Source organism: Burkholderia ubonensis (genome assembly GCF_001718695.1).
Taxonomy (GTDB): domain Bacteria; phylum Pseudomonadota; class Gammaproteobacteria; order Burkholderiales; family Burkholderiaceae; genus Burkholderia; species Burkholderia ubonensis_B.
This window is the reverse complement of sequence record NZ_CP013420.1, coordinates 2239581-2266577: the sequence shown is the minus strand read 5'-3', so window position 1 is coordinate 2266577 and position 26997 is coordinate 2239581. Positions and strand designations below refer to the sequence as shown.

Genomic DNA, 26997 nt, shown 5'->3' with positions numbered 1-26997 from the left:
AATCATGAAACCGATCGAACTCTCGTTTGAATTCTTCCCGCCGAAGACGGCGGAAGGCGTCGAGAAGCTGCGCGCGACCCGTGCGCAGCTGCTGCCGCTGAAGCCGAAATTCGTCTCCGTGACGTTCGGCGCCGGCGGCTCGACGCAGCAGGGCACGCTCGATACCGTGCTCGACATGCAGAAGGACGGCCTCGAGGCCGCGCCGCACCTGTCGTGCATCGGCTCGTCGAAGGACAGCCTGCGCGCGATCCTCGACCAGTACCGCTCGCACGGCATCCGCCACATCGTCGCGCTGCGCGGCGACCTGCCGTCCGGCATGGGCGAGGTCGGCGAGCTGCGCTACGCGTCGGAGCTGGTCAGCTTCATCCGCGCGGAGCACGGCGACTGGTTCCGCATCGAGGTCGCCGGCTATCCGGAATACCATCCGCAGTCGCGCTCGCCGAAGGCCGATCTCGAGAACTTCGCGCGCAAGGTGAAGGCCGGCGCGAATTCCGCGATCACGCAGTATTTCTTCAACGCGGACGCGTATTTCCGCTTCGTCGACGACGCGCGCAAGCTCGGCGTCGAGGTGCCGATCGTGCCGGGCATCATGCCGATCACGAACTTCTCGCAGCTGATGCGCTTCTCCGAGATGTGCGGCGCCGAGGTGCCGCGCTGGATCGCGCGCCGGCTCGAGAGCTTCGGCGACGATCGCGACGCGATCCGCGCATTCGGCGCGGACGTCGTCACGGGCCTGTGCCAGCGGCTGCTCGACGCCGGCGTGCCGGGGCTGCATTTCTATACGCTGAACAGCGCGGCCGCGACCAAGACGATCTGCGAACGGCTCGGCGTGTAAACGCCGCGCGCATCACCCCCGCGCCTGCATCAGCGGCGGCCGGCGGTCGAACCACGGCCGCGCCTGTTCGAGCTGCCGCGCGAGCTTCAGCAGCAGCGCGTCGTCGCCGTGGCGCGCGGCGAACTGCACGCCGATCGGCAGGCCGCGCGCGTTCCAGTAGAGCGGCACCGACATCGCCGGCTGGCCGGTCAGGTTGAAGAGCTCGGTGCAGCCGGCCCACGCGAACGTCTTCTGCGACGCCTTCGCGAGCATCTCCTTCAGCAGCGGCTTGATCGGCAGCGCCGCGAGCAGCTTCATCTGCGCATGCTCGAACGGCGTCGGCTGCAGCTCGCCGATCTTGACCGGCGGGCCGGCGAGCGACGCGCACAGCAGCACGTCGTAGCGCGCGGCGGCGCGCGCGACCTGCACGGTGAGCTGGCGCTGCCACTCGAGCACGTCCGGCAGCCGCGTGCGCGCGAGCCGCCGGCCGACCACGGCCATCGCCCACGTCGCCGCCTCGAATTCGCCGCGTTGCGGCGTGCGGCCCGTCAGCGTGCGCGCGCCGAGCACCATCTCCTCGGCGATCGTCGCCCACAGCGTCAGGAAAGTCTCGCCGATGCGCGCGTAGTCGAGGTTCAGCGCCGCCGGCTCGACGTGGTGGCCGAGCGACGCGACGAGCGCGGCGGCGTCGTCGAGCGCCGCGCGCGTATCGTCGGCGAGCGCCGGCGCGAGCATCGGGTGGGTGACGAGGCCGATCCGCAGCGCGGCGGGCGGCGCGTCGAGCGCGCCGAGGAAGGTGCCGGGCGCGCCGGGCGGCAGCGGCCGGCCGGTCGTGACGTCGAGCAGCAGCGCGCTGTCGCGCACGCTGCGCGCGACCGCGTGCTGGACGACCAGATCGCCGTTCGTCGGGATGTCGACGAGCGCCGGGTTGCGGCTCGGCTTGAGGCCGAACAGCCCGCAGCACGACGCGGGAATGCGGATCGAGCCGCCGCCGTCGGACGCGTGCGCGAGCGGCACGATGCCGGCCGCGACGGCCGCGGCCGCGCCGCCGCTCGAGCCGCCGGGCGTGTGGTCGAGGCTCCACGGGTTGCGGCACGCGCCGAACAGCTCCGGCTCGGTATACGGCATCTGGCCGATTTCGGACGTGTTGGTCTTGCCGAAGACGTTGAGCCCTGCCGCGCGGCTTTTCGCGATCAGCGGCGAATCGGCGTCGGGCACGAAATACCGGTAGTGCCGGCTGCCCATCGACAGCGGCAGCCCCGCGACCGCCGCGCCGAGATCCTTGACGAGATAGGGCACGCCCGCGAACGGGCCGCCGGATTCGCACAGCGCGGCGGCGCGCTCGCGCGCGGTGTCGTAATCCTGCAGCACGACCGCGTTGATCGCGGGATTGACCGCTTCGGCCTGCCCGATCGCGGCGTCGATCAGCTCGCGCGGGCTCGCGGCGCGCTCGCGCACCAGCGCGGCGAGGCCGATCGCGTCATATCCGAGATAGTCCGACTGCATCGCGCTCACCCCCGTTGTGACGCGTGACGATCGAGCGAGGATAACGCGGCCGCGGCGTGCCGGGGCCGCCGGCTGCGACTACAGCTGTTCGGCCAGGAACGTGAGCGTGCGGCCGTGCGCGAGCGCCGCTGCGCGCTGGTTGTACGACGCGCGCTCGGCGCAGTTGAAGCCGTGCTCGGCGCCCGGGTACAGATGGAACGCGGCGTTGTCGCGGCCGGCGAACGCGGCCTTCACCTGGTCGACCGCCGCCAGCGGGATCGCGTGGTCGTTTTCCGCGTAATGGAACAGGATCGGCTGCGTGACCTTGCCCGCGACGTCGAGCGCGTTCTGGATGCGGCCGCCGTAATAGGCGACCGCGGCGTCGATCTTGCCGGTCGCGGCCGCGAGATACGCGAGGCGGCCGCCGAAGCAGTAGCCGATCGCGGCGACCTTGCCGCCGGCTTCGGGCGCCGCGTGCGCAGCAGGTCGGCCGCCGCGGCGACGTCCGCGACCGCGAGGTTCACGTCGGTCTTCTGCAGCAGCTCGATGCCCTTGTCGCGGTCCGCGCCTTCGTAGGCCAGCTCGACGCGCGGCTGGGTGCGCCAGAACACGTCCGGCGCGAGTGCGACGTAGCCGTCGGCCGCGTACTGGTCGGCGACCGAGCGGATATGCGCGTTCACGCCGAAGATCTCCTGCACGATGATGACGGCGGGACCCTTGCCGCGCCGCGGCAGCGCGAGATAGCCGCCGAAGCTGTCGTTACCGGTCGGGATGTCGATCCATTGGGCTGTCAAGGTGCACTCCTGGCGAGCGAGGCCGCGCGGCGCGCGCCTCTCGGGATTGAAAAAAGGGACGGTCTAGTGTGCCACCGATCGGCGAGAAGCGGTGGCAGCGCGCGCCGTTCGCTTCTCGCGCAGCGAACGTTCCGTTCACGATTATTCATTTTTCGGTGGTGCGGCGCTTCGGTAGAGTCGAACGCATCGACCCATTACAACGCGCTTTCGCGCGCCACCGAAGGATCCGCTCATGTCAGCCCGCTCCCTGTCCACGCCGTTCGCCGAACGCTTCGGCCTGCGCCTGCCGCTCGTGCAGGCGCCCATGGTCGGCGCGACCACGCCCGCGATGGTCGCCGCCGCATCGAACGCCGGCGCGCTCGGCAGCCTCGGCGGCGGCGCGTTCGCGCCCGAACGCCTCGCCGACGAGGTCGCGCAGATCCGCGCGGCCACCGACCGCCCGTTCGCCGTCAACCTGTTCGTGCTGCCGGAGCTCGTGCCCGACGCGGCGACGATCGCGCGCGCGCTCGCCGCGATCGATCCGCTCAACGCGGCGCTCGGCCTGCCGCCGGGCGTCGCGCCCGCGCGCTTCGCGCCCGATTTTCGCGCACAGCTCGACATGCTCGTGTCGCTGCGCGTGCCGGTCGCGAGCTTCACGTTCGGCGTGCTCGACGCGGCCGACGTCGCCCGTCTGAAGGCGGCCGGCACCTACGTGATCGGCACCGCGACGCATGTCGCGGAAGGGCTCGCCTGGAAGGCGGCCGGCGCCGACGCGCTGTCCGCGCAGGGCGCCGAGGCGGGCGGCCATCGCGGGACGTTCATCGGCGCGGCCGACGACGCGCTGATCGGCACGCTCGCGCTCGTGCCGCAGCTCGTCGACGCGACCGGGCTGCCCGTGCTCGCGGCGGGCGGCATCATGGACGGCCGCGGCATCGCGGCGGCGCTCGCGCTCGGCGCGCAGGCCGCGCAGCTCGGCACCGCGTTCCTGACGTGCGCGGAAAGCGCGATCGCCGCCGACTGGAAAGCGCGGTTGCTCGCGAGCACGGACACGTCGACGCAGGTCACGCGCGCGATCACCGGGCGTCATGCGCGCGGGCTGCGCAACACGCTGATGGCGCGGCTCGGCGAGCGCCTTGGCGACGTCGCGCCGTATCCGGTGCAGAACGCGCTGACGCAGCCGCTGCGCCAGGCCGCCGCGCGCGCGAACGACGGCGACTATCTGTCGCTGTGGGCCGGGCAGGGCGCGCCGCTCGCGCGGCGGCGCGGCGACGCACTGACGACGTCGCAATTGATCGATGCGCTCGACGCCGAATGGCGTGCGGCGGCCCGCTGAGCGCGCGTCCGGCGTCGCGATCCAATGCTCAAAATGATGATCGGGAATGTTGCGCGAGCGCCTTGTAAAAGCCTTTCAATAAGGTGTCGGAACTAGCGGTAACCCTTATCCGGCGGGCGTTGCCGCGAGGTCCGAGGGTGGCCCGATACATGCTTGCATCGGTAGTGTTACCACTACCCCAAAAAAGTCCCACAAATTAATTTGATCACCTACACTTCGGCGCAAGTACGGGTGGGCGGCTGCTAAAAGCGACCGCTTCGCGTGCTTGAGGCCAAGTGCATGAACGATGCAACCGGCGAATCGTCCAGTGATGGCAAGCACAGGGATGGCAGCGGGGCACGGGGCGATGGCGTTTTTGGGATCGAAACTGGAGACTTATATGAATATCAAGATGCAAAAGTTGCTGCCGATCGCCGCAGCGGCAACGCTGTGCGTTGCTGCCGCAGGCAACGCGTCCGCCGATCAAGTCGTCAAGATCGGCCACGTCGCGCCGTTGACGGGCGGCATTGCACACCTCGGCAAGGACAATGAAAACGGCGCGCGTCTCGCCGTCGAGGAAATCAACGCGAAGGGTCTCACGGTCGGCGGCCAGAAAATCACGCTGCAGCTCGATGCGCAGGATGACGCGGCCGACCCGCGGCAGGCGACGCAGGTCGCGCAGAAGCTCGTCGACGACAAGGTCGCCGCGGTGGTCGGCCACCTGAACTCGGGCACCTCGATCCCGGCGTCGAAGATCTACAGCGATTCCGGCATCGTGCAGATCTCGCCGTCGGCGACCAACCCGGCTTACACGCAGCAAGGCTTCAAGACGACGTACCGCGTCGTCGCGACCGATGCGCAGCAGGGCCCGGCACTTGCGAACTACGCGCATTCGAAGGGCATCAAGAGCGTTGCGGTGGTCGACGATTCGACCGCCTACGGCCAGGGTCTCGCGAACGAGTTCGAGAAGAAGGCCAAGGCGCTCGGCCTGAAGGTGATGTCGCACGACGCGACGAACGACAAGGCGGTCGATTTCCGCGCGATTCTGACCAAGATCAAGGGCGAGAATCCGGACGCGATCATGTACGGCGGCATGGACGCGACGGGCGGCCCGTTCGCGAAGCAGGCGAAGCAGCTCGGCCTGCGCGCGAAGATCCTCGCGGGCGACGGCGTGTGCACGGAGAAGCTGGCCGACCTGGCCGGCGACGCGACCGACAACGTCGTGTGCTCGGAAGCGGGGGCTTCGCTCGAGAAGATGCCGGGCGGCGCCGCGTTCAAGGCGAAGTACGAGAAGCGCTTCGGCCAGCCGATCCAGATCTACGCGCCGTTCACGTATGACGCGGTGTACATCATCGCCGACGCGATGAAGCGCGCGAACTCGACCGATCCGGCGAAGATCCTCGCGGCGATGCCGGAGACGAACTACACGGGCGTGATCGGGACGACGTCGTTCGATTCGAAGGGCGACCTGAAGCACGGCGTGATTTCGCTCTACAACTACAAGGGCGGCAAGAAGACGTTCCTCGACGAAGTGAAGATGTAAGCAGCGAGCGGTCGACAGCAGGGGTAGAAACGCGCATGCGGCAACGCATGCGCGTTTCTTTTTGCGGGGCACGCCATGCGTGCCGGCCTGCCGTCAGATCTTCAGGTGCGCGAGCACCTTCGGCGCGACGGCCGCGACGAGCGCCGCGCACAGCGCGACGACCGCGAGCCCGATCGTCAGGTTCGCGGCCTGCGCGACCGCGCCGATCACGACCGGACCGAACAGCAGTCCGAAATAGGCGAGGCCGGCCACGTGCGCGAGGCCTTCGGCCGCATGGATGCCCTTCACGCGCGCGGCCGCGGCGAACAGCACCGGCATCATGTTCGCGAGCCCGAGGCCCATCAGCGTGAAACCCGTCAGCACCGCGATCGGGTGCGGCAGCAGCAGCGCGCCGATCATCCCCGCGCACGCAAGCGACGCGCTCGCGAACACGAGCTGCGGCGCGCCGAAGCGCGCGCGCACCGCGTCGCCGGCGAAGCGCGCGGCCGCCATGCCGCCGGAGAAGGCCGCATACGCGGCGCTCGCGAGCGCGGGGCCGGCCGCGACGACGTCGCGCATGTAGACGGTCGCCCAGTCGTACATCGCGCCTTCGGCGATGAGGGCCACGAGTGCGATGCCGCCGAGCATCCACAGCGCGGGCGAGCGCCAGCGGTTGCCGCCGCCGTGCGCGTGCGCGTGATGCGGGACGTGCGGCAGCACCGACGGGCACGCGGCGACGAGCGCCGCGGCGCTGACCGCAGCGGCGAGCGCGAGGTGAGCGGCAGGCGCCATGCCGGCCGACAGCAGCGCGCCGCCGGCCGCCGCGCCCGCCATCCCGCCGACGCTGAACATCCCGTGCAGCGCCGACATGATCGGCCTGCCGAGCGCGATCTCGACCGCGCTCGCCTCGGCGTTCATCGCGACGTCGAGCGTCGCCATCGAGAAGCCGAACAGCGCGAGCACCGCGAGCAGCAGCGGATAGTCGGGCACCACGAGGATCAGCGCCGCGCATGCCGACATCACGAGGCCGCCCGCGAGGCATGCGGTGCGCGAGCCGACGCGCGCGATCCAGCGCGCGACGGTCAGCATCGCGGCGATCGAGCCGCCGGCCACCGCGAACAGCGCGATGGACAGCAGCGCGGGACTCAGCGCGAACTTGTCGCGCACGGTCGGCACGTGCACGCCCCACGACGCGTACATCATGCCGGCGACGAAGAACAGCGCCATCGTGGCGGTGCGGGCCCGCTGGCGAACCGGCAACGCGAGCGCGCGATGCGCGTCGGGCGGCGCGGCGAAGTCGGACGGGGATCGGGACGAAGATTCGGACACGGGACGCTCTCGGGTGGGGCGATGGATGGGCGCGCGGCGCTGGCTGGATTCGTCCGATTCTATCGAAGCGCTTACGATCTTGCCGGCGTTGTGGGCTGGTGCTCCAGGCGTTCGGAGTGTGTCGGGCGAGCGAGATGTCGTCTGCCGTTTCCGGCTTGGCGGGCGTGCCGGCGCGCGCCTCATCTGCCTTTCGGCCAATGGTCGGCCGGCGACCGCCGCGAGTAACATCGATGCAGCAAGCTGCGTGCGCGCGACATATCGGCGTCGCGCGCTGCTGACATTTCCATTCCATGCCTTTCGACCGCAGGAGTTTTCGTGAACATCGACCCCGCCATCGCCCTGCACCTGCTGCACCGTTGCGCGCTCGGCACGCTCGCGACGCACGCGCGCGAGCCGCAAGGCTTTCCGTATCCGACGGTCGTGCCGTTCGCGCCGGACGCGCGCCACCGGCCCGTGATCCTCGTGAGCGGCCTCGCCGAGCACACGCGCAATCTCGCCGCCGATCCGCGTGCGGGCTTTCTCGTCGTCGACGCGCCGGACGGCGACGTGCTGAACGCCGAGCGCGCGACGCTGCTCGGCCGCTTCGCGCCGGTCGACGCCGATCCGCATCTCGTCGCGCGCTACCTGCGCTACGAACCCGACGCCGCGCGCTATCTCGCGCTCGGCGATTTCACGTTTTGGGCGCTCGACGTCGAGCGGCTGCGCTATATCGGCGGATTCGGCCGGATGGGCTGGGTGGACGGCACGGCGCTCGACGCGCGGGCGCCGCTCGGCTTCGACGACGAGCGCGCCTTATGGGATGCGTACGAGTCGAGCGACGTGCGCCGCGCCGGGCTCGACCTGCTGGGCGTCGACCGCTACGGCGCCGACTGGCGGCACGACGGCCGACGGCTGCGCACGCCGTTCGCGCCGCTGCCGGCCGACGCTGGCCCGGCTGCGCTGCGCGAGCAATTGAGCGAGCAATTGATTGCGAGTGCGCACGCTGCGGCGTGACGTCGCACCGCCGCGCATAGCATTGCTTTATTGCATACTTTTTCGCAAACCTGTCGTCTGATGAAAGCTTTGATTTTTCAGATGCAGGGTAATTGCGTATGCTGAAAGTCCAATTAGTGGATCGGTAATGTCCTAATCTCTATGCAACCGCGTAAAAATTTGAGATAAGGCCGCGGCAGGTCAAAATGACACGGCCGAATTGAAAACGATCTGTGTATTTTCGTGAAACGCGCTCTATCAAATCTGTTTTGTGCTAATCTCTGCCTTCAAAATCCGAGGCACAAATATTTCAAGAATGGTGAGCCGGCTCAAGACCGGCGCCATTGGTCAGATAAAAGGGAAACTATGTCTTCTTACAAGGACCTGCTGGCCCAGCGGGAAAAGCTGGAGAAGCAAATCGAAGAGGCGAAGTCGCGTGAATACGCCGAAGTCCTCAATGACGTGAAGCAGAAAATCGCTGACTACGGCTTTACGCTCGCCGAGCTCGGCCTGAGCCGTGCGAAGGCTGGCAAGGTCGGCCGTCCGCGTGCCGGCGTCGCGGCAAAATACCGCGATCCGGAATCGGGCGCGACGTGGTCGGGCCGCGGCAAGCCGCCGCGCTGGATCGCCGGCAAGAACCGCGAACAGTTCGCGATTTAAACGACTGATTAAGTCGGTGCCGAAAGAAGGCCGCGTCTCCGTCGAGGAGTGCGGCCTTTTTTGCATCGTGATACGAAAATGTAAGGAAAATGTCACGGAAACGTCACGGTCGGCGTGAATGAAAATGCGACCCGTTCGCATAAGCGTCTGATTTAACGGGAAAAATCCGTGTTAACGGAATGCCCGGCGAGATTGGTTTGATAGAATCACCTATCTCAACCGTTATCTCATATTTCATGTCCACCTTTTCCGGCGACGCGCATAGCGGAGAAAAGCACGCGGTTGCGCGCAAGAGCACGCTGGTCAGTATCGTGCTCAATGTCGTGCTGGCGACGTTTCAGATCGCAGTCGGCACGATTGCGCATTCGCAGGCGCTGATTGCCGATGGCATCCATTCAATCTCCGATTTGATCTCGGATTTTGTCGTCCTGGTCGCGAATCGCCACAGTGGCGCAATGCCGGACGCCGATCACAATTACGGGCACAGCCGTTACGAGACGGTTGCGTCGCTGTTTCTCGGCGGGATTCTGATCGCGGTGGGAATCGGCATGCTGTGGCGCGCGGGCGATCGCCTCGTGCATCTCGAGGACATTCCGCCCGTGCATTTCAGTGCGCTGATCGTCGCGGTCACCGTGCTGGTGTCGAAGGAGGCGCTGTTCCGCTACATGCTGCGCGAGGCGCAGCGCGTGCGTTCGGCCATGCTCGTCGCGAATGCATGGCATGCGCGCTCGGATGCCGCGTCGTCGCTCGTGGTCGCGATCGGCATCGTCGGCAGTCTTGCCGGCGTGCGGCTGCTCGACCCGATCGCCGCTGCGATCGTCGGCTTCATGGTCGCGCGGATGGGCTGGACGTTCGGCTATGACGCGCTGCAGGACCTCTCCGACCGCGCGCTCGACGAGACCGACACCGCGGAGATTCGCGCGCTGCTCGCGGCCACGCCCGGCGTGCGCGACGTGCACGACCTGCGCACGCGCAAGATGGGCGACTCGGCGCTCGTCGATGCGCATATCCTCGTCGACCCGATGATCTCCGTATCGGAAGGGCATTACATCGCGGAGACCGCGCGCGCGCGCGTGCTGTCCGACCGGCGCGTGCTCGACGCGCTGATCCACGTCGATCCGGAGAACGACGCGGCGCGCCGGCCGGCGCTCGCGCTGCCGCCGCGCGGCGAGATCGCGGCCCGGCTCGAGGCCGAGCTCGCGCGGCGCGGCCTGCGCGCCGACACGGTGAATCTCCACTACCTGAGCACGGGGCTCGAGATCGACGTGACGCTCGCGGCCGATCCGCGCGCGAGCGCCGATGCCGACGCGGCGCTTGCCGAACGGCTCGACGTCGGCGCGCTGGCGCGGCAGTTCGGCGCGCGCCGGATCAGTTTCACGCGGGCGGTGCAGGAGCGTCCATGACGGGGAGCGGTTCGCGCTTAGAGCGGCAGCTGCGTATCGAACTTGATCTCGCGCAGCACGACGCTCGTGCGCACCTGCGACACCGCCGGAATCTTGAAGATGCGCTCGTGCAGGAACACGTCGTACGCCTTGATGTCGGGCGCGACGATCTTGAGGATGTAATCGGCTTCGCCGGTCGTGCTGTAGCACTCGGTGACTTCCGGGCAGGTCGCGATCTCGCGCTCGAACTGCTCGACGCCGCCCTCGTTGTGACGGGTCAGGTGCACGTGCGCGAGCGCACACACGTGCAGGCCGAGCTTTTCGCGATCGAGCAGCGCGGTGTAGCGCTGGATCACGCCGGATTGCTCCATGTCCTTGATGCGGCGCCAGCACGGCGTGCTCGACAGGCCGACCTGGTCGGAGATTTCCTGGACGGAACGGCGCGCGTCGAGCTGCAACAGGCGAAGGATTTTTTGCGAAAAGGAATCGAGCGTCACCTGCGCCTCCATGCGGCAGCTACAACACTCCGAATGTTAGAGGGGTGCGAAAGGAAAGGCAATCCGATATGCGCCGCCGCTGAGGGAGATTCGCTAATTTGCACGCGGGTCCGTAGGATTTTGTCCCGCCAGGCCGTCGTCGGCCGCCGTGTCGGCAGCGCCCGAGCGCGCGGCGAGCGCGGCCTGCTGCGTGCGCAGGTCGGCGAGCATGTTGCAGAACAGCGCGCCTTGCTCGATCGCGTCGTCGAGCGCGACGTGCGTGTGCGGATGATCGTCGAACCAGTGCTTCGGGAAGCGCGGCTTGATCGCTTTGCGGTACGGCAGGCCCGTCATCGCGAACGCGAGCGTCTTGATGTCGAGCGCCGACCACGAGAACGGGCAGCGGCCCGCGAAGCGCATCATGTACCAGAACATGAACGTGAAATCGAAGCCGGCCGGCATCGCGACGAACACCGGCTTGCCGGGCAGCGCCTCGACCCAGTCGACGTAGGCGACGAGCGCCGCTTCCGGCGCCTGCAGGTCGCGCCGGCACGCGGCCCACGCATCGGGCTGGGTCTTCCACCACGCGTCCTGCACCGGATGCGGCTGCGCGCCGGGCAGCGTCTCGAGGTTCGCGGAAAACGTCGCGATCAGCTGCTTGTCCTCGGTGTACGCGGCCGACGCGAAGCTCAGCATCGAGTGCGGGCCGGGAATCGGGCCGTCGGCCTCGACGTCGGTGCTGACGTAGATTTCCTGAATCGCCTTCTGGTTCATCCGAACACCTTGTCCGAGACGAACGGATTCGTGCGGCGCTCGTCGCCGAACGTCGACACCGGGCCGTGGCCGGGCACGAACGTGACGTCGTCGCCGAGCGGCCACAGCTTCTCCTTGATCGAGCGGACGAGGTCGGCGTGGTTGCCGCGCGGGAAATCCGTGCGGCCGATCGAGCCCGCGAACAGCACGTCGCCGACGATCGCGAGCCGGTGCGGCCGGCTGAAGAACACGACGTGGCCCGGCGTGTGGCCCGGGCAGTGGTAGACCTCGAGCGTCTCGTCGCCGAACTGCACGGTGTCGCCGTCGTTCAGCCAGCGGTCGGGCTCGAACGCGTCCGCGGCCGGGAAGCCGAAGCGCTCGCTCTGCGTCGGCAGCTTCTCGATCCAGAAGCGCTCGTCCTCCTGCGGCCCTTCGATCGGCACGCCGTAGCGGGTCGCGAGCGCCTTCGCGCCCGCGCAGTGATCGATGTGCCCGTGCGTGAGCAGCACCTTCTCGACCTGCACGTTCTGGCGGGCGACTTCCTGTTCGATCCGTTCGAGATCGCCGCCGGGATCGACGACGGCGGCGCGGCCGGTCGCCTCGCAGACGAGCAGCGAGCAGTTCTGCTGGAACGGCGTGACCGGGATGAGCGTGACTTTCATGGAAGCACCGGCGGCTAAAAGGAGCGATTGTACCGGTCGCACGCGCCGCATGTGGGCGTGGCGCCGCGCCGCGCGGCGCGCTTCTACGGGCATTCCCCGAGCATCCCGATTGTTACGGCCATAGAGAGAATCAATGGTCCGGCGGGGGCGCTTTTCGAGACAGCGTTTTGATTTATGTATAATGCGGCCCACTGTGCGTGAATTTCACGCAGTTCGCTGGTGTTTCGGCCCCGTTAAACGGGGCGTCGGATTCACCGTCAAGCATCGGCCGCCGGGGAGTCCGGCGGTGAATCCAGCACCGACTGTTCGGTGCTCACGTCTTGTCCGGCCGGGTGCTGCGCGCCCGCTGCGGCCCTGCTGCCGCGCCGCCGGATGAGGCCTGTGCCGCCGTTCCTGTGCGTTGGCTGTATCGACGCGCGCGAACGTGAAAGCCATGTTCGATGGCGGCATGTGGGGTCTGGTCAGGCTGCCGGGGACAGGTTGCGCCAGACGTGAAAGCTAATCAGGACGGTTGCGGCGAGTACGATAGCCGCGTCCATGCTAGCCGCCTGCTCGTGGTCGAGCGGGGCGTTGCGCGCATTTGCCGTCCGGGCCGCATAGCAATGTTGTGAAAACGCGGCCCGAACCAGAAGGCGACACGTCGATGAAATTTCGATTTCCGAGCCGATTCGGAACTTTGGCTGTATTTTTCGCGCTGACGGGCTGTGCCGTGCCGCCCAGCCAGACCACCGGCAGCGCCAACCAGAAGGGTGCGGTCAACAAGACCGCTGCCGCCGCGAAGGCGGACGACGACAAGCAGCAACTGAATTTCGATTCGGCGCTGGCGTCGATGCCGGCTGCCGACAGCAAGGAAGCCAAGGGCGCGTCGCTCGCCGATGCGCAGCCGATCGACGGCGCCGACGTATCCGATTTCCGCCAGACCGGCCGGGCGTCGTGGTACGGCAGGGGCTTCCACGGCCGCCGCACCGCGAACGGCGAGCGCTTCAACATGAACGCGTTCACGGCCGCTCACCGGACGCTGCCGCTGTCGTCGTACATCAAGGTGACGAACGCGTCGACCGGCAAGTGGGTCGTCGTGAAGGTCAATGACCGCGGGCCGTTCAAGCGTGGTCGCGTGCTCGACCTGTCGTACGCGGCCGCCAAGCTGATCGGCCTCGTGCACGCCGGCACCGGGCGTGTGAAGATCGAAGGGCTGTCGCCGCAGGAAGCGCGCGCAGCGCGCGACGAAATGCTCGCGTCGATCTCGACCAAGTAACGCGACGGCTCCCGCTGCCGCCAGCGGGCCAAACGACAAAGGGCTGCCATCGGCAGCCCTTTGTCGTTTCCGCGGCGCCGCCGCTCAACCGTCCTTCAGCACGAGCGCGCGCGCATACAGCGCGTTGCGCGACGCGCCCGTCAGCGCGGCCGCGAGCCTGGCCGCGCTCTTCACCGGCACCTCTTCCAGCAGCAGCCTGAGCAGCGCGTCGTGCGCGGCGTCGTCGGCCGCGCCCTCGTCGGCCGGCGCGCCTTCGACGACGAGCACGAACTCGCCGCGCTGCCGGTTCGCGTCCCCTTCGAGCCACGTCAGCCCTTCGGCCAGGGTGCCCTGGAACAGCTGTTCGTGTAGCTTGGTCAGTTCGCGCGCGATCAGCAGCCGGCGCGCGGGGCCGAACGCGTCCGCGAGCGCGGCGACCGTCTCGACGATCCGGTGCGGCGCTTCGTAGAACACGAGCGCGTATGGATGCGCGGCGAGCGCCTGCAGTGCGGTGGCGCGCTGCTTCGCCTTCGGCGGCAGGAATCCCGCGAACGTGAACGCGCCGGCCCAGTCGCCGGCGACGCTCACCGCGGTCACGGCCGCGCTCGCGCCCGGCAGCGGAATCACCGCGAAGCCGGCCGCGCGCACCGCGTCGACGAGCCGCGCGCCGGGGTCCGAGATGCCCGGCGTGCCGGCGTCCGACACATACGCGACGCGTTCACCCGCGCGCAGGTGCTCGATCACGCGCAGCGCGGCTTCGCGTTCGTTGTGCTCGTGCGCAGCGACGAGCGGCTTCGAGATTCCGTAGCGCGCGAGCAGCTGGCCGGTGTTGCGGGTGTCTTCGGCGGCGATGCGGTCGGCGAGGCCGAGCACGTGGAGCGCGCGCAGCGTGATGTCGGCGGTGTTGCCGATCGGCGTCGCGACGATGTAGAGCGCGGCGCTCGGGTAGTGCTGCGAGTGCGCAAGTTCGAGGAGGGCAGTCATGGCGGGCAACGCGCGCGGTCGCGGCGCAAGCGGAACAAGGTCGGCATTGTGCCACGGGGCGCCGGCCGGATCGGGCGGCGGACGCGCGCCGTCGCGTGCGGATGGGCAGCCGGCTGCGCGCACGGACAACTTTTCCGGCGCGGCGCGATCCAAGTCGGTCGGCGCGGCGTTCGAGGCGCGGGCGCGGCAGTTCCTCGAGCGCCGCGGGCTCGCGTTCGTCGCGGCGAACGTGACGATGCGCGGCGGCGAGCTCGATCTCGTGATGCGCGAGCCGGACGGCACGCTGGTGTTCGTCGAGGTGCGCGCGCGGCGCAGCGTCCGGCACGGCGGCGCGGCGGCGAGCGTCGGCTGGCGCAAGCGCATGCGGCTCGTCGCGGCGGCCCAGTGCTTCTGGGTGAGGCACGGCGCGGGCGCGCCGTGCCGCTTCGACGTGGTCGCGTTCGAGGCAACGCAGCTCGTGTGGCTGCGCGACGCGTTTCGCGCGGACGACACGTGACGCGAGCTGTGACCAGATGTAAAGAGTTCTGCCGGCCTCCGGGGCGAGACCGCGGAGTACGGTAAACTCGCCGCACTCACGATGTCGCGCGATGCCCCATCACGCATAGCACCCGATCAGGAATCGATGTCAGTCGAACGTATTCAGCAACATTTCCACGACAGCGCCGCGCTTCACGCCGAAGCCGGCGACGCGCTGTCGTTGCCGATCGCGGCCGCGGTCGACGCGATGTTCGCCGCGCTGGCGAACGGCAACAAGATCGTCGCATGCGGCGACGGCCTGTCGGCTGCCGCCGCCCGCTACCTCGCCGTGTCGCTGGTCGGCGGCTTCGAGCGCGAGCGCCCGGGCCTGCCGGCGATCGCGCTTGCCACCGACGCGTCCCATGCCGGCCTGACCGGCGCGCTGGCGCCGGATCAGCTGTTTGCGCAGCAGGTGCGCGTGCTCGGGCAGACCGGCGACATCCTGCTCGTGCTGGACCCGACCGGCGCGTCGCCGCGTGTGCTGGCCGCCGTCGACGAGGCGCACGAGCGCGAGATGACGGTGGTCGCGCTCACCGGCGGCAGCAGCCTTGCGCTGGCGGCCGCGCTGTCCGACACCGACATCCCGATCAGCGTGCCGGCCGACCGGGCGGCGCGCATTCACGAAATCCATCTGCTGACCATCCACTGCCTGTGCGACGGCATCGACGCGATGCTGCTGGGTGAGGATTGAACGAAGGAGAGCCGTCGATGAAAAAAAGCCGCGTCCAACAGACGCTCGTCAGAACCACGCTGCTGGCCGCGCTGACGGCCGGTCTCGCCGTGTCGCTACAGGGCTGCGTGCTCGGGGTGGTGGGCGCCGCGGCAGGCGGCGGCGCGCTGATCGCGACCGACCGCCGCACGCTCGGCGCGCAGACGGAAGACCGCGAGATCCAGCTCAAGGCGACGACGCAGATCAACAACGGCCTGCCGGACCAGTCGCACGTGGGCGTAACCGTGTTCAACCGCCGCGTGCTGCTGACGGGCGAAGTGCCGAACGATGCGTCGAAGCAGCGCGCCGAGGAAATCGTGCGCGGCATCAACAACGTGAACGGCATCGTCAACGAGCTGGCGGTCGGGCCGGCCAGCTCGCTGTCGGATCGCGCGAACGACTCGTACCTCGAAGGGCGCGTGAAGACCGCGCTGATCGCGACGAAGGATCTTTCCGCGAACAACTACAAGGTTGTCAGCGAGCGCGGCAACCTGTACCTGATGGGGCTCGTCACGGTCGACGAAGGCAACCGCGGCGCGGAAGTCGCGAGCCAGGTGCCGGGCGTCGAGAAGGTCGTGAAGGTGTTCCAGTACATCAAGCCGCAGGACGCGCAGGCGCTGCAGGCGGCGGCCCCTGCGAGCGGCGCGTCCGCGGCGGCTCCAGCTGAAGGCGCGACGGTCGGCGCGGTGCCCGACGCGTCGGTTCAGGCGACGCCGCTGCAGTCGCCCGCGCCGATCTCGAATTCGACCAACGTTCATCCGGGCAATCCGAAGGCGGCGCCGCAATGAAGCCGAAGCAGTGGATTCAAGGCGCCGCGGCTGCGGCGCTGCTGGCGGGCACGTTCGGCGCGATCGCGCACGCGGACGTCGGCGACGGTCTCAAGGTCGCGCGCGGCAATGCGTGCATGGGCTGCCACGCGGTCGACCGCAAGCTGGTCGGCCCATCGTTCAAGGACATCGCGGCGCGCTACAAGGGCGATCCGCAGGCGGTCGCGAAGCTGTCGAAGAAGGTGAAGGAGGGCGGCTCCGGCGTGTGGGGCGCGATTCCGATGCCCGCGCATCCGCGCATGAGCGATGCCGACGCCCGTTCGGTCGTCGAATGGGTGCTGGCAGGCGCGCCGTCAAAGTAATTTGACACTATTGCCAAGCGCGCGAAAGCGTGTGTATGATGTTCGCTTGTTGGGGCGGTAGCTCAGCTGGGAGAGCGTCGCGTTCGCAATGCGAAGGTCGGGAGTTCGATCCTCCTCCGCTCCACCAACAGAATCCGAAGGGCTCGATCGCAAGATCGAGCCCTTTTTGTTGTGCGCTGCTCGATGCCGCGCCGCTGCCCGTGCCGTCAGACGCCCCGCGCAAAACTCGGCCTTTTCGGATCATAAGTCCACCCCGGCACGAGGCAGCGCATCGCGACCGCATCGTCGCGCGCCGTGCCGCCGACCTGCCGGTACAGCGCATGCGCGGCCTCCACCTGCGCCATGTCGAGCTCGATCCCGAGCCCCGGCCGCTGCGGCACGGCCACCTGGCCGCCGACGATCGCGAGCGGCTCGCGCGTGAGCCGCGCATCGCCTTCCTGCCAGATCCAGTGCGTGTCGATCGCGGTGATCGCGCCCGGCGCGGCGGCGGCCGCATGCGTGAACATCGCGAGCGACACGTCGAAGTGATTGTTCGAGTGCGAGCCCCACGTGAGCCCCCAGTCGCGGCACAGCTGCGCGAGCCGCACCGAGCCCCGCATCGTCCAGAAGTGCGGATCGGCGAGCGGGATGTCGACCGCCTGCAGGCGGATCGCGTGATCCATCTGCCGCCAGTCGGTCGCGATCATGTTGGTCGCGGTCGGAATGCCGGTCGCGCGGCGGAACTCGGCCATCACCTCGCGTCCCGAATACCCGGCTTCCGGGCCGCAAGGGTCTTCCGCATACGCGAGCAGGCGGCCCTGCCCGCGGCACAGCGCGATCGCTTCGTCGAGCGACCACGCGCCGTTCGGGTCGAGCGTCACACGCGAATCGGGAAAGCGCGACTTGATCGCGGCAATCGCCTCCATCTCGTCCGCGCCCGCCATCACGCCGCCCTTCAGCTTGAAATCGGCGAAGCCGTAGCGCTCGACCGCCGCCTCGGCCTGCCGCGCGATCGCGGCCGGCGTGAGCGCCGCTTCATTGCGCAGCCGGAACCACGGAGCCGGCGCGTGCGCTTCGTCGCGATACGGCAGATCCGTGCGGCGACGGTCGCCGACGTAGAACAGGTACGCGAGCATCGGCACCGCGTCGCGCTGCTGGCCTTCGCCGAGCAGCGCCGCGACGGGGACGTCGAGGCACTGGCCGAGCAGGTCGAGCAGCGCGGCCTCGATCGCGGTGATCACGTTGTCCAGCCTCAGGTTGATCTCGTGGGGCTGCCGCAGCACGGCGGCCTCGCCGGCCGACGTCACCTCGTGCCGGATCGCGCGGCCGGCCGCCGGGCCCGCGGCGGCGCCGGCGGCGCCGCCGGACATTGCCGCGCGCACCGCGTTGAGCGTCGCCGGGTAGCGCCCGATCGGCTGGCCGACCACGAGACCGGTCATGCGCTCGAGTGCCTGGCGGATCCCTTCGCCGCCCGGCACTTCGCCGACGCCGGTCCGTCCGCTGCTGTCGGCGAGGATCACGAGGTTGCGGGTGAAGAACGGCGCGTGCGCGCCGCACAGGTTCAGCAGCATGCTGTCGCGCCCGGCGACCGGGATCACCTGCATGCGCGTCACCAGCGGGGTGCCCGGCGTCGGGCCGGCGCTGCGGGGTTCGGACATCGCTTCGCTCCTGGTTGGCGCGGGCGGCCGGGCGCGCCGGCGCGAGCCCGCGTCGTTCATTCCAGCTCGACGCGGCGGATCTCGCCGACGACGAACACGTAACAGATCACCGCGACGAGCGCATGCGCGACGACGTAGACGAGCGCGCCGTTGAACGAGCCGCTGCGCTCGACGATGTAGCCGATCGCGATCGGCGTCGTGATGCTCGACAGGTTGCCGCAGGTGTTGAGCAGCGCGCCGCTCAGGCCGGCGATCTGGCGCGGCGCCGTGTCGGCGTTGACGGCCCAGCCGAGCGCGCCGAGCCCCTTGCCGAAGAACGACAGCGCCATGAACAGCACGACGAGCACATGCGATTCGGTGTAGTTGCAGACGATCATCGACATCGACAGCAGCATGCCGATGACGATCGGCACCTTGCGCGCGGCCGACAGCGACGCGCCGTGCTTCAGCAGCGCATCGGACACGACGCCGCCGAGGATGCCGCCGAGGAACCCGCACACGGCCGGGATCGACGCGACGAGCCCGGCGTTGAGGATCGACATGCCGCGCGCCTGCACCAGGTAGACGGGAAACCACGTGATGAAGAAATAGGTCAGCGCGTTGATGCAGTACTGCGCGACGTAGATGCCGATCAGCATCCGGCTTCTCAGCAGCGCCTTCACGTGGCGCAGCTGCGGGCCGCCGTCGCGTGCGCCGGCCGGTTGCCTGGTCGATGTTGACGAGCGCGCCGCCGTCGGCGAGATAGTCGAGTTCGGCGCGGTTGATGCGCGGGTGGTCCTTCGGGTCGTACACGATGCGGTTCCACACCGCGACGAACGCGAAGCCGAGCACGCCCATCACCGCGAACACCGACTGCCAGCCGAACGCGTGCACGAGCCAGCCCATCAGCGGCGCGAACACGACGGTCGCCGCATACTGCGCCGCGTTGAAGATCGCCGACGCGGTGCCGCGCTCAGGCGCCGGGAACCACGCGGAGACGATCCGGCTGTTGGCCGGGAACGACGGCGCCTCGGCCGCGCCGACCAGAAAGCGCAGCCCGAACAGCAGCGCGAATGCGGCGGCGCCGCCGAAGAAGCCGATCGCGCCTTGCAGCAGCGTGAACAGCGACCAGAAGAAGATGCTGAACGCGTAGACGATGCGCGACCCGTAGCGGTCGAGCAGCCAGCCGCCCGGCAATTGCGCAATCACGTACGACCAGCCGAACGCGGAGAAGATGAAGCCGATCTGCACGTGGCTCAGGTGCAGGGCGCGGGCGAGGCTCGGGCCCGCGATCGAGATCGCGGCGCGGTCCGCGTAGTTGATCGTCGTGACCGCGAACAGCGCGGCCAGCACGAGCCAGCGCACGCGGGTGCGCGCGACCGTCGCCGACGCGGACGCCGGCAACGCGTGGAGCGGATTCATATCTGTCTCCTCCGAGAGGCGGAACGTGCCGGGGCTACTGCGCGTCGAATGCGCGCTTCGTCATATGACGTCTGGCCATTCTGGCACGGGGGAATTCACGTTTTCATGCCAATTGCTGACTTGATTGATTCAGAACTTGAATCAATCGACAGAACCACGCGCATTCTTTTTTACCCGGATGATATTGACAGTCTGTTTATACCCGGATAAAAATAGCGGCATTCCAATTTCCACTGCAAGGCGGCCACGATGACGCTTTCCCTGTTCGTTCCTTCCTACACCGCGTTCGACGGTCATCGGCGCCTCGCCTCCGGGGCGCTGGAGACGGTCGCGCTGGCGGTCCGGCGCGCGGCCGACGACGCTGCGAGCGGCCCGATCGCGATCTTCGACGATGCGACCGGCCGCACGATCGATCTCGACCTGCGCGGCACGGCGGACGACGTCCGCGCGCGCTACGCAGCGGCGCCAGCCGAGGCGCGGGCAGCGTCCGAAGCCGGCGAGCCGGGCGCGGGCGAACAACGCGGCCGCGGCCGGCCGAAGCTCGGCGTGGTGGCGCGGGAGGTCACGCTGCTGCCGCGCCATTGGGACTGGCTGGGCGCGCAACCGGGCGGCGCGTCGGTCGCGCTGCGCAAGCTCGTCGAGGACGCGCGGCGCACCCATGCGGCGGCCGATCGGCGGCGCGATGCGCAGGCGCGCGCGTACCACTTCATGTCGGCGATCGGGGGCGATCTGGCGGGCTTCGAGGAGGCGACCCGCGCGCTTTACGCGAACGATCACGCCCGGATGGGCGAACTGATCGCCGGCTGGCCGGCCGATGTGAGCGCTCATGCGCTCGCGCTGGCGCGCGGCGATCTGCCGCCGTCGGCCGACGAAGGCTGAACCGGGGCACCATACGATGCCGACTTTCGACCTGAACCGCGGCGCGCTCGCGCCGGTGGCCGACGAAGCCGATCTCGTCGACCTGCGCGTGACCGGCGCGATCCCGCCCGAACTCGACGGCACGTTGCTGCGCAACGGCCCGAATCCGCTGAGCCGCAGGCCGTTTCGCCGGCAACGACGTGCTGTCGTGGTGGCCGGAATCCGCGATGCTGCACGCGATCTCGTTCGAGCGCGGCCGTGCGACCGGCTACTGCAACCGCTGGCTGCGCACGCAGCGCTGGGCGCGCGTGCATGCGCCCGAGCAGGCGCCGCATCTGCCCGACGCCAATCCGAGCGTGAACGTGCTGCGGCACGCGGGGGAACTGCTGGCGCTGGCCGAAGGCGGTGCGCCGCTCGCGATCACGGCCGCACTCGACACGTTGGGCGAGCCGGCCCGGCACGCGGGGTTGGGCGGCGCGATGACCGCGCATCCGAAGCTCGATCCGGTGACGGGCGAGCTGATCCTGTTCCGCGCGGACTGGCGCGAACCGTGGCTGCGTTACGGCGTCGCGGACGCGTACGGCGTGCAGCGCGTCGACATGGTCGTCGACGTGCCGGCGCCGTCGATGATGCACGACATGGCGATCACCGCGACCCACAGCATCCTGCTCGACCTCAATGTCGGCTACGACTTCTCGATGCTGTCGCGCGGGCACCGGATGCCGCTGCGCTGGCACGACGAGCGCCGCGCGCGTCTCGGCGTGATCCCGCGTCACGGCGGCGTGGTGCGCTGGTTCGACATCGCGCCATGCTTCATCCAGCACGTCGTGAACGCGTATGACAGGGACGATGCGACGATCGTGCTCGATGCGGTGCGATACCCGTGGTTCCTGCGGCTCGACGCGCGCACCGGCCGCTTTGCGGACAACCCGGTGGGCGTGCTGTGGCGCTACGTGATCGATACCGCGAACGGGCTGATCGACGAAGGGCCGCTCGCCGACGGCGGCATCGAGCTGCCGCGCATCGACGAAAGCCGCACGGGGCGCAGCTACCGCTATCTGTATGCGGCCGAGCAGCCCGACAGCGCCGAGATGCGCGGCGTCGTGCGCTACGACCACGTGCGCGGCACGAGCACGCGTTACGCGCTGCCGGTGGGCGACCAGAACAGCGAGCCGGTGTTCGTGCCGCGTCCGGGCCGCAGCGCCGAGGACGACGGCTGGCTGCTGGTCGTGGTCTACCGCGCGGCGACCGACACGAGCGACGTCGTGATTCTCGATGCGAGCGCGATCGACGCGCTGCCGGTCGCGACCGTCCACCTGCCGCGCCGCGTGCCGGCCGGATTCCACGGCGCATGGCTGCCGCGCGAGCGTTGAAGCGTGACGCCGCAGGCGCGCGCGTCACCGCGCCCGCAGCGCGTCGACGATATTCATCCGCGCGGCGCGCATCGCCGGCAGGAAGCCGCCGATCAGCCCCATCGCCAGCGAGAACAGCAGCGTCTTCACGACGATGGCCGGGGTGAGCACGAAGCGGAACGACAGGTCCGAGAAGGTCTGGAAATTCGTCGTCGAGAACGACGCGAACTGCATCAGCGCCGCGCAGCCCAGCCCGGCGACGCCGCCGACGAGGCCGAGCAGCAGCGCCTCGAGCAGGAACGCGGCGAGCACGTTCGCGCGCTTGAAGCCGAGCGCGCGCAACGTGCCGATTTCCGCGACCCGATTGGCCACCGACGCGTACATCGTGATCATCGCGCCGATCATCGCCGCGATCGAGAAGATCGACGACAGCGTGATGCCGAGGATGTTGATGAAGGTCGACAGCGCCCGCGACTGGTCGCCGTAGAACGCCTGCTCGCGCTTGGCTTCGTCGGCGAGCCGCGGATCGACGTCGATGTCCGCCTTGAAGCGCGCGAACGCATCGGCCTGCGCGATGCGCACGATCATCGACGAGTAGCCGGTGCGCCGGAACGACTGCATCAGCTGGTCGACGTCGCCCCAGATCTCCGAATCGAAGCCGCTGCCGCCGGCGTCGAAGTGGCCGACGACGGTCCAGTCGCGCTGCGCGAAGCGCAGCCGGTCGCCGATCCGCGTGCCGCTGAAGCCTTTCGCGATCGCGCTGCCGACGACGATCTCGGACGATCCGGCGTTGAACATGCGCCCGGCCGCGAGCCGCACGCGGGGGCGCAGCCCGATCCCCGCCGGCGACACGCCGCGGATCACCACGTTCGACGGTTTGCCGGTCGCGGCCTTCGCGAGCGAGATGAGCACCACCGCCTCCTTCGACGCCAGCGGCCGGCCGTCGGCGCCGAGCGCGACCGACGGATGCATCTCGATGACGTTGGCCTGCTTGTGGTCGATCGCGCTCTGCACCTCGGTTTCCGCGCCCTTGCGGATCACCACGACGTTGCCGGGCTCGCCGGTCGACACGAGCGTCTTCGTGAGGCCCGCGTCGAGCATCAGCACGGTCGCGAACACGAACACGACGAGCGCCATCCCGCCCGCGGTGAGCACGGTGGTCAGCCGGCGGGCCCACAGGTTGCGCGCGACGTAGGCGAGCGGAATGGCCATCGCGCCGCCTAGCCGATCGCCCGCAGGCCTTCGACGACGCGCACCCGCGCCGCGTGCCACGCCGGCACGAGCGCAGCCGCGACGCCGACCGCGAGCGAGCAGGCGGCCTGCAGCGCGATCGTCTGCGCGGACACGTTGAACACGGGGAACACGCCGCCTGTCGCCTGCTTGAACAGGTGCGCCGCCGGCGGCATCGCGAGCATGCCGAGGCTGCCGCCGATCGCGGCGATCACCAGCGATTCGCCGAACACGAGCAGCGCGAGGAACCCGGGGCCGAAGCCGAGCGCCTTGAGCGTCGCGTATTCGGTCGTGCGCTCGCGCGCGCTCATCGCCATCGCATTGGCCATCACGGCCATGATGATCACGATCACCACGTAGGACACCACGCGGATCGCCGCGATGATCTGGTTCGACATCGCGACGAAGCCGAGCTGGAACGCCTGCTCGGTTTCGGTGAGGGTCTCGGCGAGCGAGTTCTTGAACACGGCGTCGACGTTGCGGGAGATCGCGGCGGCATCGTCCGGGTCGGCGATCCCGAACACGTACACGCCGACCTGGTCGGCCTGCCGCGGCGTCGTCTTGCGCACCCGCTCGTTCAGGTAGTCCCAGTGGAAGATCAGCTGCCGCGTGATCGTCGATTCGTCCCGCCCGTCCAGGATGCCGCGCACGACGAACTCCCAGGTGCCGGGGTAGATCGTGCCCTTGATCGGGATCACGTCGCCGACCTTGAAGCCGAACTGGTTCGCGAGCTGCCGCCCGATCAGGCAGCCCTTGCGGTCGCGCTGGTAGTCGGCGCGCTGCTGCGCGCTCAGGATGAACTCCGGATACAGGTCGAGATAGTTGTCCGACACGGCGAACTGCGCGAAGAAGTTCTTCGGCTCCCGGTAGATGCCGCCGAACCAGTTCGAGCGGGCGACCATCGTCACGCCGTCGACGCCGCGTATCCGGCTCTCGTAGCTCACCGGCAGCGGAAACACGAGCGAGATCGCGTTGCGCGTGACGAGCCGCGCGTTGGACGCCGCGGCGGCGCCCGCGTACCACGCGTCGACGACCGTGTGCAGCAGGCCGTACGCCAGCACCGCGACGGTCAGGCCGAACACGGTCAGCAGCGTGCGCAGCTTGTGCCGCAGCGCGTTGCGCACGATCAGCTTCAGCACGTACATCGTGCGACTCCGCGAGCGCGCTCAGCGGGCCCGGCCATTGGTCAGCTCCCCTTTTTCCAGATGCACGAGCGCCTTCGCCGCGCCGGCCGCGTGCGCGTCGTGGGTCACCATGATGATGGTCTTGCCGAGCTCGGCGTTCAGGCGCTGCATCAGCGCCAGCACGTCGGTGGCGGATGCGCGGTCGAGATCGCCGGTCGGCTCGTCGGCGACGATCAGCGCGGGATCGGTGATCAGCGCGCGCGCGATCGCGACGCGCTGCTGCTGGCCGCCGGACAGCTCCGACGGGTAATGGTCCATCCGGTTCGCGAGGCTCACCATGTCCAGCACCAGCTCGACGCGCTCGCGCCGCTCGCGGCGCGGCAGGCGCGTGAGCATCAGCGGCAGCTCGACGTTCTCGAACGCGGTGAGCACCGGCATCAGGTTGTAGAACTGGAAGATGAAGCCGACGTGGGCGGCGCGCCAGTCGGCCAGCGCCGCTTCCGCCAGCCGCGTGATGTCGAGGCCGCCGACCCGCAGCTCGCCGCTGTCGGGCCGGTCGATGCCGGCGACCAGGTTGAGCAGCGTGCTCTTGCCGGAGCCCGACGGCCCCATCAGCGCGACGAAATCGCCTTCGCCGATGTCGAGCGTGATGTCGGTCAGCACCGGCACGGTCTGCACCCCGCGCCGGTACGACTTCGCGACGTGGCTGATCTCGACGAGCGGCGGCGATGCGTCGTTCACGTGCGCCACGCTATTTCTTCGCGACGGTCACCTTCGCGCCGTCCTTGAGCTTCGCGCCCGGCGCCAGCACGAGCGTGTCGCCCGGGCGCACGCCGCGGATCGCGACGAGTTCGCCGATCCGCGCGCCGGTCGTCACGGCGGTCTCGCGCACGGCGTCGTCCTTCACGACGAACACCACCTTGCGGCCGTCGCGCTCGGCGACCGCGCCGGCCTGCACCGCCGTCACGGGCTGCTTGTCCTGCGCCGACACGGGCTTCGACAGGAACGCGATCTTCGCGCTCATGTCCGGCAGCACGCGCTCGTCGCGCTCGACGAAGCGCACCTTGACCAGCACGGTCGCCTTCGAGCGGTCCACCGTCGGCACGATGCGCGACACGCGGCCGGCGAAGCGCTGGTCCGGCAGCGCATCGAGCAGGATCTCGCACGGCTGGTCGACGCGAATCCGCGCGATGTTCGATTCCGCGACGTCCGCCTCGACCTCGAGCGTGGCCATGTCGGCGATCGTCACGACCGCGCCCTTGCTGTCCGACGCGGACGAGAACGGCGTGATGTTGTCGCCGACGTTCGCGTGCTTTTCGAGCACGACGCCGTCGAACGGCGCGCGGATCGCGGTCTGGTCGACCGCGACCTGCGCGGCCTGCGCGTTGGCCTCGGCCGACGCGATCGCAGACTGATCGCTGCCGAGCGTCGCGCGTGCCTTGTTCACGCGCGCCGTGTCGATGTCGAGCTGCGCGGCGGGCACGGCGCCCTTCGGCGCAAGCACGGCGGTGCGCCGCAGCGCGATTTCGGCGTCCTTCAACTCGGCCTGCGCGACGCCGAGATTGGCGCGCGACACCAGCACCTGCGCGCGCGCCTGCCCGAGCGCGGCCGCGACGTCGCGGCTCTCGAGGCGCGCGATCACTTCGCCTTCCTTCACCCGCGTGCCTTCGAGCACGCCGAGCCATTCGACGCGGCCCTGGGCCTTCGACGCGACCGCGGCCTTGCGCTGCGGCACGACGTAGCCGGTCGCGTTGAGCAGCGTGTCGTTCTGGAACGGATAGGCGGAGGTCACGGTCGTCGTCTCGACCGTCTGCCGGCCGGTCAGCACGAGCGCCGCCGCAATCGCCGCGGCAACGAGCGCGGCGGCCGCCGCGTAGCGGACCCAGCGGCGCCGGCGCGGCGCGGGTGCGAGCGGACGCCGGTCGATTTTCAGCCTGTCCAGATTGTGATCGGGCAATTGGGTCGCCTCGCGACGGCGGCGGTCTCCGGTCTCGCGACGGGCCGCGCGCCGTTCAGTCGGAAGGAGGCCAGTATAGCGTCGCCGCGACGGGCGGAAGGGGCGGTTCGGCGCGTGCGGGGGCGGCGCCGCCGCGGCCCTGCGTCGCAGTGCTCGGTGGAAACCCGGAGGATGCAAGCTGCGTGTCAACTGGCCGCGCCGGCGGTGCGTTATGGAGCCAGTGCGTCAGTATTTGCCGTGACGGAAAGGCCAACGCCGCTCCGCCCGGCCGCGACCGGCAACCCCGGCGCGACTGATGTTCCGATGCGGATGCCTCGCATCTTTTCATACCGGTTCGCTTGATTTTTTCCCTGACAGAGGAAGAACGATGAAGAAGACGCTCGCTTCGATCATGACCGCGGCATTCGCACTCGCATCGGTTTCGGCATTCGCACAGGCTTCGGCGCCGGCTGCCGAAGCGCCGGCCGCCGCATCGGCGCCGATGAAGAAGGACCACACCAAGCCGAAGCACCAGCTGAAGCAGCACGGCTCGGCGAAGGGCAAGGCGAAGGCCGCGGCGGCATCGGCCGCCGGCACGGACGACGCAGGCTCGCAGAACTAAGCACGCTTCGCCGCGGCCGGCGCGACCGGCCGCCCCGTCGCAAGACCCCGCACGCTTTCCGGCATGCGGGGTTTTGTTTTTTCGGGCGTTCGACGCCTCCGAGCCTCGGAACCCGATGCGCCCGC

At 69.1% G+C, this 26997-nt stretch carries 24 protein-coding genes, 1 tRNA gene and 3 pseudogenes; 15 read left to right on the top strand and 13 right to left on the bottom strand.

The genetic code is table 11. The features are described 5' to 3' along the window. The first annotated feature begins 4 nt into the window (after positions 1-4). Positions 5-835: a methylenetetrahydrofolate reductase [NAD(P)H] gene (gene metF, locus WJ35_RS10430; RefSeq protein ID WP_010092999.1), complete on the top strand. Its 831-nt coding sequence runs from the start codon at positions 5-7 to the stop codon at positions 833-835. Between the two features lie 12 nt (positions 836-847). Here metF and WJ35_RS10425 read toward each other — a convergent pair whose 3' ends face one another. Both WJ35_RS10425 and WJ35_RS10420 read right to left on the bottom strand, forming a co-directional pair. Then, on the bottom strand, positions 848-2320 hold the full coding sequence (locus WJ35_RS10425) for an amidase (RefSeq protein WP_069239427.1): 1473 nt from the start codon (positions 2318-2320) through the stop codon (positions 848-850). A 78-nt stretch (positions 2321-2398) separates the two neighbouring features. Next, a pseudogene (locus WJ35_RS10420) lies at positions 2399-3093 on the bottom strand (dienelactone hydrolase family protein). Positions 3094-3325: 232 nt separating this feature from the next. Between WJ35_RS10420 and WJ35_RS10415 the strand changes: the two are divergent. Together WJ35_RS10415 and WJ35_RS10410 are read left to right on the top strand one after the other, a co-directional pair. Then, positions 3326-4405, top strand: a complete 1080-nt coding sequence (locus WJ35_RS10415; protein ID WP_060234767.1) for an NAD(P)H-dependent flavin oxidoreductase — start codon at positions 3326-3328, stop codon at positions 4403-4405. 379 nt (positions 4406-4784) lie between these two features. Continuing rightward, the gene (locus WJ35_RS10410; RefSeq protein ID WP_059530546.1) at positions 4785-5927 is read left to right on the top strand and encodes a branched-chain amino acid ABC transporter substrate-binding protein; all 1143 of its coding nucleotides are present in this window, start codon (positions 4785-4787) and stop codon (positions 5925-5927) included. A 93-nt stretch (positions 5928-6020) separates the two neighbouring features. Here WJ35_RS10410 and WJ35_RS10405 read toward each other — a convergent pair whose 3' ends face one another. After that, the gene (locus tag WJ35_RS10405) at positions 6021-7235 is read right to left on the bottom strand and encodes an MFS transporter (RefSeq protein ID WP_069239116.1); all 1215 of its coding nucleotides are present in this window, start codon (positions 7233-7235) and stop codon (positions 6021-6023) included. A 315-nt stretch (positions 7236-7550) separates the two neighbouring features. Here WJ35_RS10405 and WJ35_RS10400 point away from each other — a divergent pair, with 315 nt between their 5' ends. The 3 genes from WJ35_RS10400 (at position 7551) to WJ35_RS10390 (ending at position 10270) form a co-directional block, all read left to right on the top strand. Then, positions 7551-8228 (top strand): HugZ family protein, encoded by a 678-nt coding sequence (locus WJ35_RS10400; protein WP_069239115.1) that lies wholly within the window; start codon positions 7551-7553, stop codon positions 8226-8228. Between the two features lie 345 nt (positions 8229-8573). Then, positions 8574-8867: an H-NS family nucleoid-associated regulatory protein gene (locus tag WJ35_RS10395; RefSeq protein ID WP_010092987.1), complete on the top strand. Its 294-nt coding sequence runs from the start codon at positions 8574-8576 to the stop codon at positions 8865-8867. 236 nt (positions 8868-9103) lie between these two features. Then, positions 9104-10270, top strand: a complete 1167-nt coding sequence (locus WJ35_RS10390) for a cation diffusion facilitator family transporter (protein WP_060234770.1) — start codon at positions 9104-9106, stop codon at positions 10268-10270. 17 nt (positions 10271-10287) lie between these two features. Here the strand turns inward: WJ35_RS10390 and WJ35_RS10385 are convergent, their stop codons facing one another. The 3 genes from WJ35_RS10385 to WJ35_RS10375 all read right to left on the bottom strand — a co-directional run bounded on the left by WJ35_RS10385 (position 10288) and on the right by WJ35_RS10375 (position 12140). After that, positions 10288-10758 (bottom strand): Lrp/AsnC family transcriptional regulator, encoded by a 471-nt coding sequence (locus tag WJ35_RS10385; RefSeq protein ID WP_006477376.1) that lies wholly within the window; start codon positions 10756-10758, stop codon positions 10288-10290. An 81-nt stretch (positions 10759-10839) separates the two neighbouring features. Next, positions 10840-11499, bottom strand: coding sequence for a hypothetical protein (locus tag WJ35_RS10380; RefSeq protein ID WP_060234771.1), 660 nt, complete (start codon positions 11497-11499; stop codon positions 10840-10842). Beyond that, positions 11496-12140: an MBL fold metallo-hydrolase gene (locus WJ35_RS10375; RefSeq protein WP_042586800.1), complete on the bottom strand. Its 645-nt coding sequence runs from the start codon at positions 12138-12140 to the stop codon at positions 11496-11498. The genes WJ35_RS10380 and WJ35_RS10375 overlap by 4 nt, the downstream gene beginning before the upstream one ends. Before the next feature lie 643 nt (positions 12141-12783). On the opposite strand from WJ35_RS10375, the gene WJ35_RS10370 reads away from it, so the two are divergent. Next, positions 12784-13395, top strand: coding sequence for a septal ring lytic transglycosylase RlpA family protein (locus WJ35_RS10370; protein ID WP_069239426.1), 612 nt, complete (start codon positions 12784-12786; stop codon positions 13393-13395). A gap of 84 nt (positions 13396-13479) precedes the next feature. Here the strand turns inward: WJ35_RS10370 and rsmI are convergent, their stop codons facing one another. Continuing rightward, positions 13480-14358: a 16S rRNA (cytidine(1402)-2'-O)-methyltransferase gene (gene rsmI, locus WJ35_RS10365; RefSeq protein WP_060234772.1), complete on the bottom strand. Its 879-nt coding sequence runs from the start codon at positions 14356-14358 to the stop codon at positions 13480-13482. Between the two features lie 46 nt (positions 14359-14404). Between rsmI and WJ35_RS10360 the strand changes: the two genes are divergently transcribed. From WJ35_RS10360 to WJ35_RS10340, 5 genes are all read left to right on the top strand, one after another. Continuing rightward, positions 14405-14854, top strand: a complete 450-nt coding sequence (locus tag WJ35_RS10360) for a YraN family protein (RefSeq protein WP_415874006.1) — start codon at positions 14405-14407, stop codon at positions 14852-14854. Between the two features lie 126 nt (positions 14855-14980). Further along, positions 14981-15565 (top strand): SIS domain-containing protein, encoded by a 585-nt coding sequence (locus WJ35_RS10355; RefSeq protein WP_010092979.1) that lies wholly within the window; start codon positions 14981-14983, stop codon positions 15563-15565. A 17-nt stretch (positions 15566-15582) separates the two neighbouring features. Continuing rightward, the gene (locus WJ35_RS10350; protein ID WP_059530568.1) at positions 15583-16371 is read left to right on the top strand and encodes a BON domain-containing protein; all 789 of its coding nucleotides are present in this window, start codon (positions 15583-15585) and stop codon (positions 16369-16371) included. Further along, on the top strand, positions 16368-16712 hold the full coding sequence (locus WJ35_RS10345) for a c-type cytochrome (RefSeq protein WP_060234774.1): 345 nt from the start codon (positions 16368-16370) through the stop codon (positions 16710-16712). The genes WJ35_RS10350 and WJ35_RS10345 overlap by 4 nt, the downstream gene beginning before the upstream one ends. A 51-nt stretch (positions 16713-16763) precedes the next feature. Beyond that, positions 16764-16839 (top strand) — tRNA-Ala (locus WJ35_RS10340). A 79-nt stretch (positions 16840-16918) separates the two neighbouring features. Here the strand turns inward: WJ35_RS10340 and WJ35_RS10335 are convergent. Then, the gene (locus tag WJ35_RS10335; protein ID WP_069239425.1) at positions 16919-18349 is read right to left on the bottom strand and encodes an enolase C-terminal domain-like protein; all 1431 of its coding nucleotides are present in this window, start codon (positions 18347-18349) and stop codon (positions 16919-16921) included. A 56-nt stretch (positions 18350-18405) separates the two neighbouring features. After that, positions 18406-19750, bottom strand: a pseudogene (locus tag WJ35_RS10330) (MFS transporter). Between the two features lie 249 nt (positions 19751-19999). On the opposite strand from WJ35_RS10330, the gene WJ35_RS10325 reads away from it, so the two are divergent. Further along, the gene (locus WJ35_RS10325; protein WP_069239114.1) at positions 20000-20629 is read left to right on the top strand and encodes a DUF2239 family protein; all 630 of its coding nucleotides are present in this window, start codon (positions 20000-20002) and stop codon (positions 20627-20629) included. A gap of 16 nt (positions 20630-20645) precedes the next feature. Next, positions 20646-21981 (top strand): annotated as a pseudogene (locus WJ35_RS10320) (carotenoid oxygenase family protein). Between the two features lie 24 nt (positions 21982-22005). Here the strand turns inward: WJ35_RS10320 and WJ35_RS10315 are convergent. The 4 genes from WJ35_RS10315 to WJ35_RS10300 are packed head-to-tail and all read right to left on the bottom strand — an operon-like array spanning position 22006 to position 26271. Next, positions 22006-23172 carry an ABC transporter permease gene (locus tag WJ35_RS10315; protein ID WP_010094498.1) on the bottom strand — a complete coding sequence of 389 codons (1167 nt, stop codon included), beginning with the start codon at positions 23170-23172 and terminating at the stop codon, positions 22006-22008. 8 nt (positions 23173-23180) lie between these two features. Then, positions 23181-24335, bottom strand: coding sequence for an ABC transporter permease (locus WJ35_RS10310; RefSeq protein WP_060234778.1), 1155 nt, complete (start codon positions 24333-24335; stop codon positions 23181-23183). A gap of 21 nt (positions 24336-24356) precedes the next feature. Continuing rightward, the gene (locus WJ35_RS10305) at positions 24357-25055 is read right to left on the bottom strand and encodes an ABC transporter ATP-binding protein (protein ID WP_069239424.1); all 699 of its coding nucleotides are present in this window, start codon (positions 25053-25055) and stop codon (positions 24357-24359) included. 10 nt (positions 25056-25065) lie between these two features. Then, positions 25066-26271 carry an efflux RND transporter periplasmic adaptor subunit gene (locus WJ35_RS10300; protein WP_069239113.1) on the bottom strand — a complete coding sequence of 402 codons (1206 nt, stop codon included), beginning with the start codon at positions 26269-26271 and terminating at the stop codon, positions 25066-25068. Positions 26272-26638: 367 nt separating this feature from the next. Between WJ35_RS10300 and WJ35_RS10295 the strand changes: the two genes are divergently transcribed. Further along, the gene (locus tag WJ35_RS10295) at positions 26639-26872 is read left to right on the top strand and encodes a hypothetical protein (RefSeq protein WP_069239112.1); all 234 of its coding nucleotides are present in this window, start codon (positions 26639-26641) and stop codon (positions 26870-26872) included. Positions 26873-26997 lie beyond the last annotated feature (125 nt).

What these genes read in the sequence shown, in the direction of transcription:
- WJ35_RS10345 (WP_060234774.1), top strand. Translation starts at nt 16,368, where the DNA reads ATGAAGCCGAAGCAGTGGATTCAAGGCGCCGCGGCTGCGGCGCTGCTG.
- WJ35_RS10325 (WP_069239114.1), top strand. Translation starts at nt 20,000, where the DNA reads ATGACGCTTTCCCTGTTCGTTCCTTCCTACACCGCGTTCGACGGTCAT.
- WJ35_RS10310 (WP_060234778.1), bottom strand. Translation starts at nt 24,335, where the DNA reads ATGTACGTGCTGAAGCTGATCGTGCGCAACGCGCTGCGGCACAAGCTG.
- WJ35_RS10335 (WP_069239425.1), bottom strand. Translation starts at nt 18,349, where the DNA reads ATGTCCGAACCCCGCAGCGCCGGCCCGACGCCGGGCACCCCGCTGGTG.
- WJ35_RS10355 (WP_010092979.1), top strand. Translation starts at nt 14,981, where the DNA reads ATGTCAGTCGAACGTATTCAGCAACATTTCCACGACAGCGCCGCGCTT.
- WJ35_RS10425 (WP_069239427.1), bottom strand. Translation starts at nt 2,320, where the DNA reads ATGCAGTCGGACTATCTCGGATATGACGCGATCGGCCTCGCCGCGCTG.
- WJ35_RS10370 (WP_069239426.1), top strand. Translation starts at nt 12,784, where the DNA reads ATGAAATTTCGATTTCCGAGCCGATTCGGAACTTTGGCTGTATTTTTC.
- WJ35_RS10415 (WP_060234767.1), top strand. Translation starts at nt 3,326, where the DNA reads ATGTCAGCCCGCTCCCTGTCCACGCCGTTCGCCGAACGCTTCGGCCTG.
- WJ35_RS10380 (WP_060234771.1), bottom strand. Translation starts at nt 11,499, where the DNA reads ATGAACCAGAAGGCGATTCAGGAAATCTACGTCAGCACCGACGTCGAG.
- metF (WP_010092999.1), top strand. Translation starts at nt 5, where the DNA reads ATGAAACCGATCGAACTCTCGTTTGAATTCTTCCCGCCGAAGACGGCG.
- WJ35_RS10375 (WP_042586800.1), bottom strand. Translation starts at nt 12,140, where the DNA reads ATGAAAGTCACGCTCATCCCGGTCACGCCGTTCCAGCAGAACTGCTCG.
- WJ35_RS10385 (WP_006477376.1), bottom strand. Translation starts at nt 10,758, where the DNA reads ATGGAGGCGCAGGTGACGCTCGATTCCTTTTCGCAAAAAATCCTTCGC.
- WJ35_RS10315 (WP_010094498.1), bottom strand. Translation starts at nt 23,172, where the DNA reads ATGGCCATTCCGCTCGCCTACGTCGCGCGCAACCTGTGGGCCCGCCGG.
- WJ35_RS10350 (WP_059530568.1), top strand. Translation starts at nt 15,583, where the DNA reads ATGAAAAAAAGCCGCGTCCAACAGACGCTCGTCAGAACCACGCTGCTG.
- WJ35_RS10395 (WP_010092987.1), top strand. Translation starts at nt 8,574, where the DNA reads ATGTCTTCTTACAAGGACCTGCTGGCCCAGCGGGAAAAGCTGGAGAAG.
- WJ35_RS10410 (WP_059530546.1), top strand. Translation starts at nt 4,785, where the DNA reads ATGAATATCAAGATGCAAAAGTTGCTGCCGATCGCCGCAGCGGCAACG.
- WJ35_RS10390 (WP_060234770.1), top strand. Translation starts at nt 9,104, where the DNA reads ATGTCCACCTTTTCCGGCGACGCGCATAGCGGAGAAAAGCACGCGGTT.
- WJ35_RS10295 (WP_069239112.1), top strand. Translation starts at nt 26,639, where the DNA reads ATGAAGAAGACGCTCGCTTCGATCATGACCGCGGCATTCGCACTCGCA.
- rsmI (WP_060234772.1), bottom strand. Translation starts at nt 14,358, where the DNA reads ATGACTGCCCTCCTCGAACTTGCGCACTCGCAGCACTACCCGAGCGCC.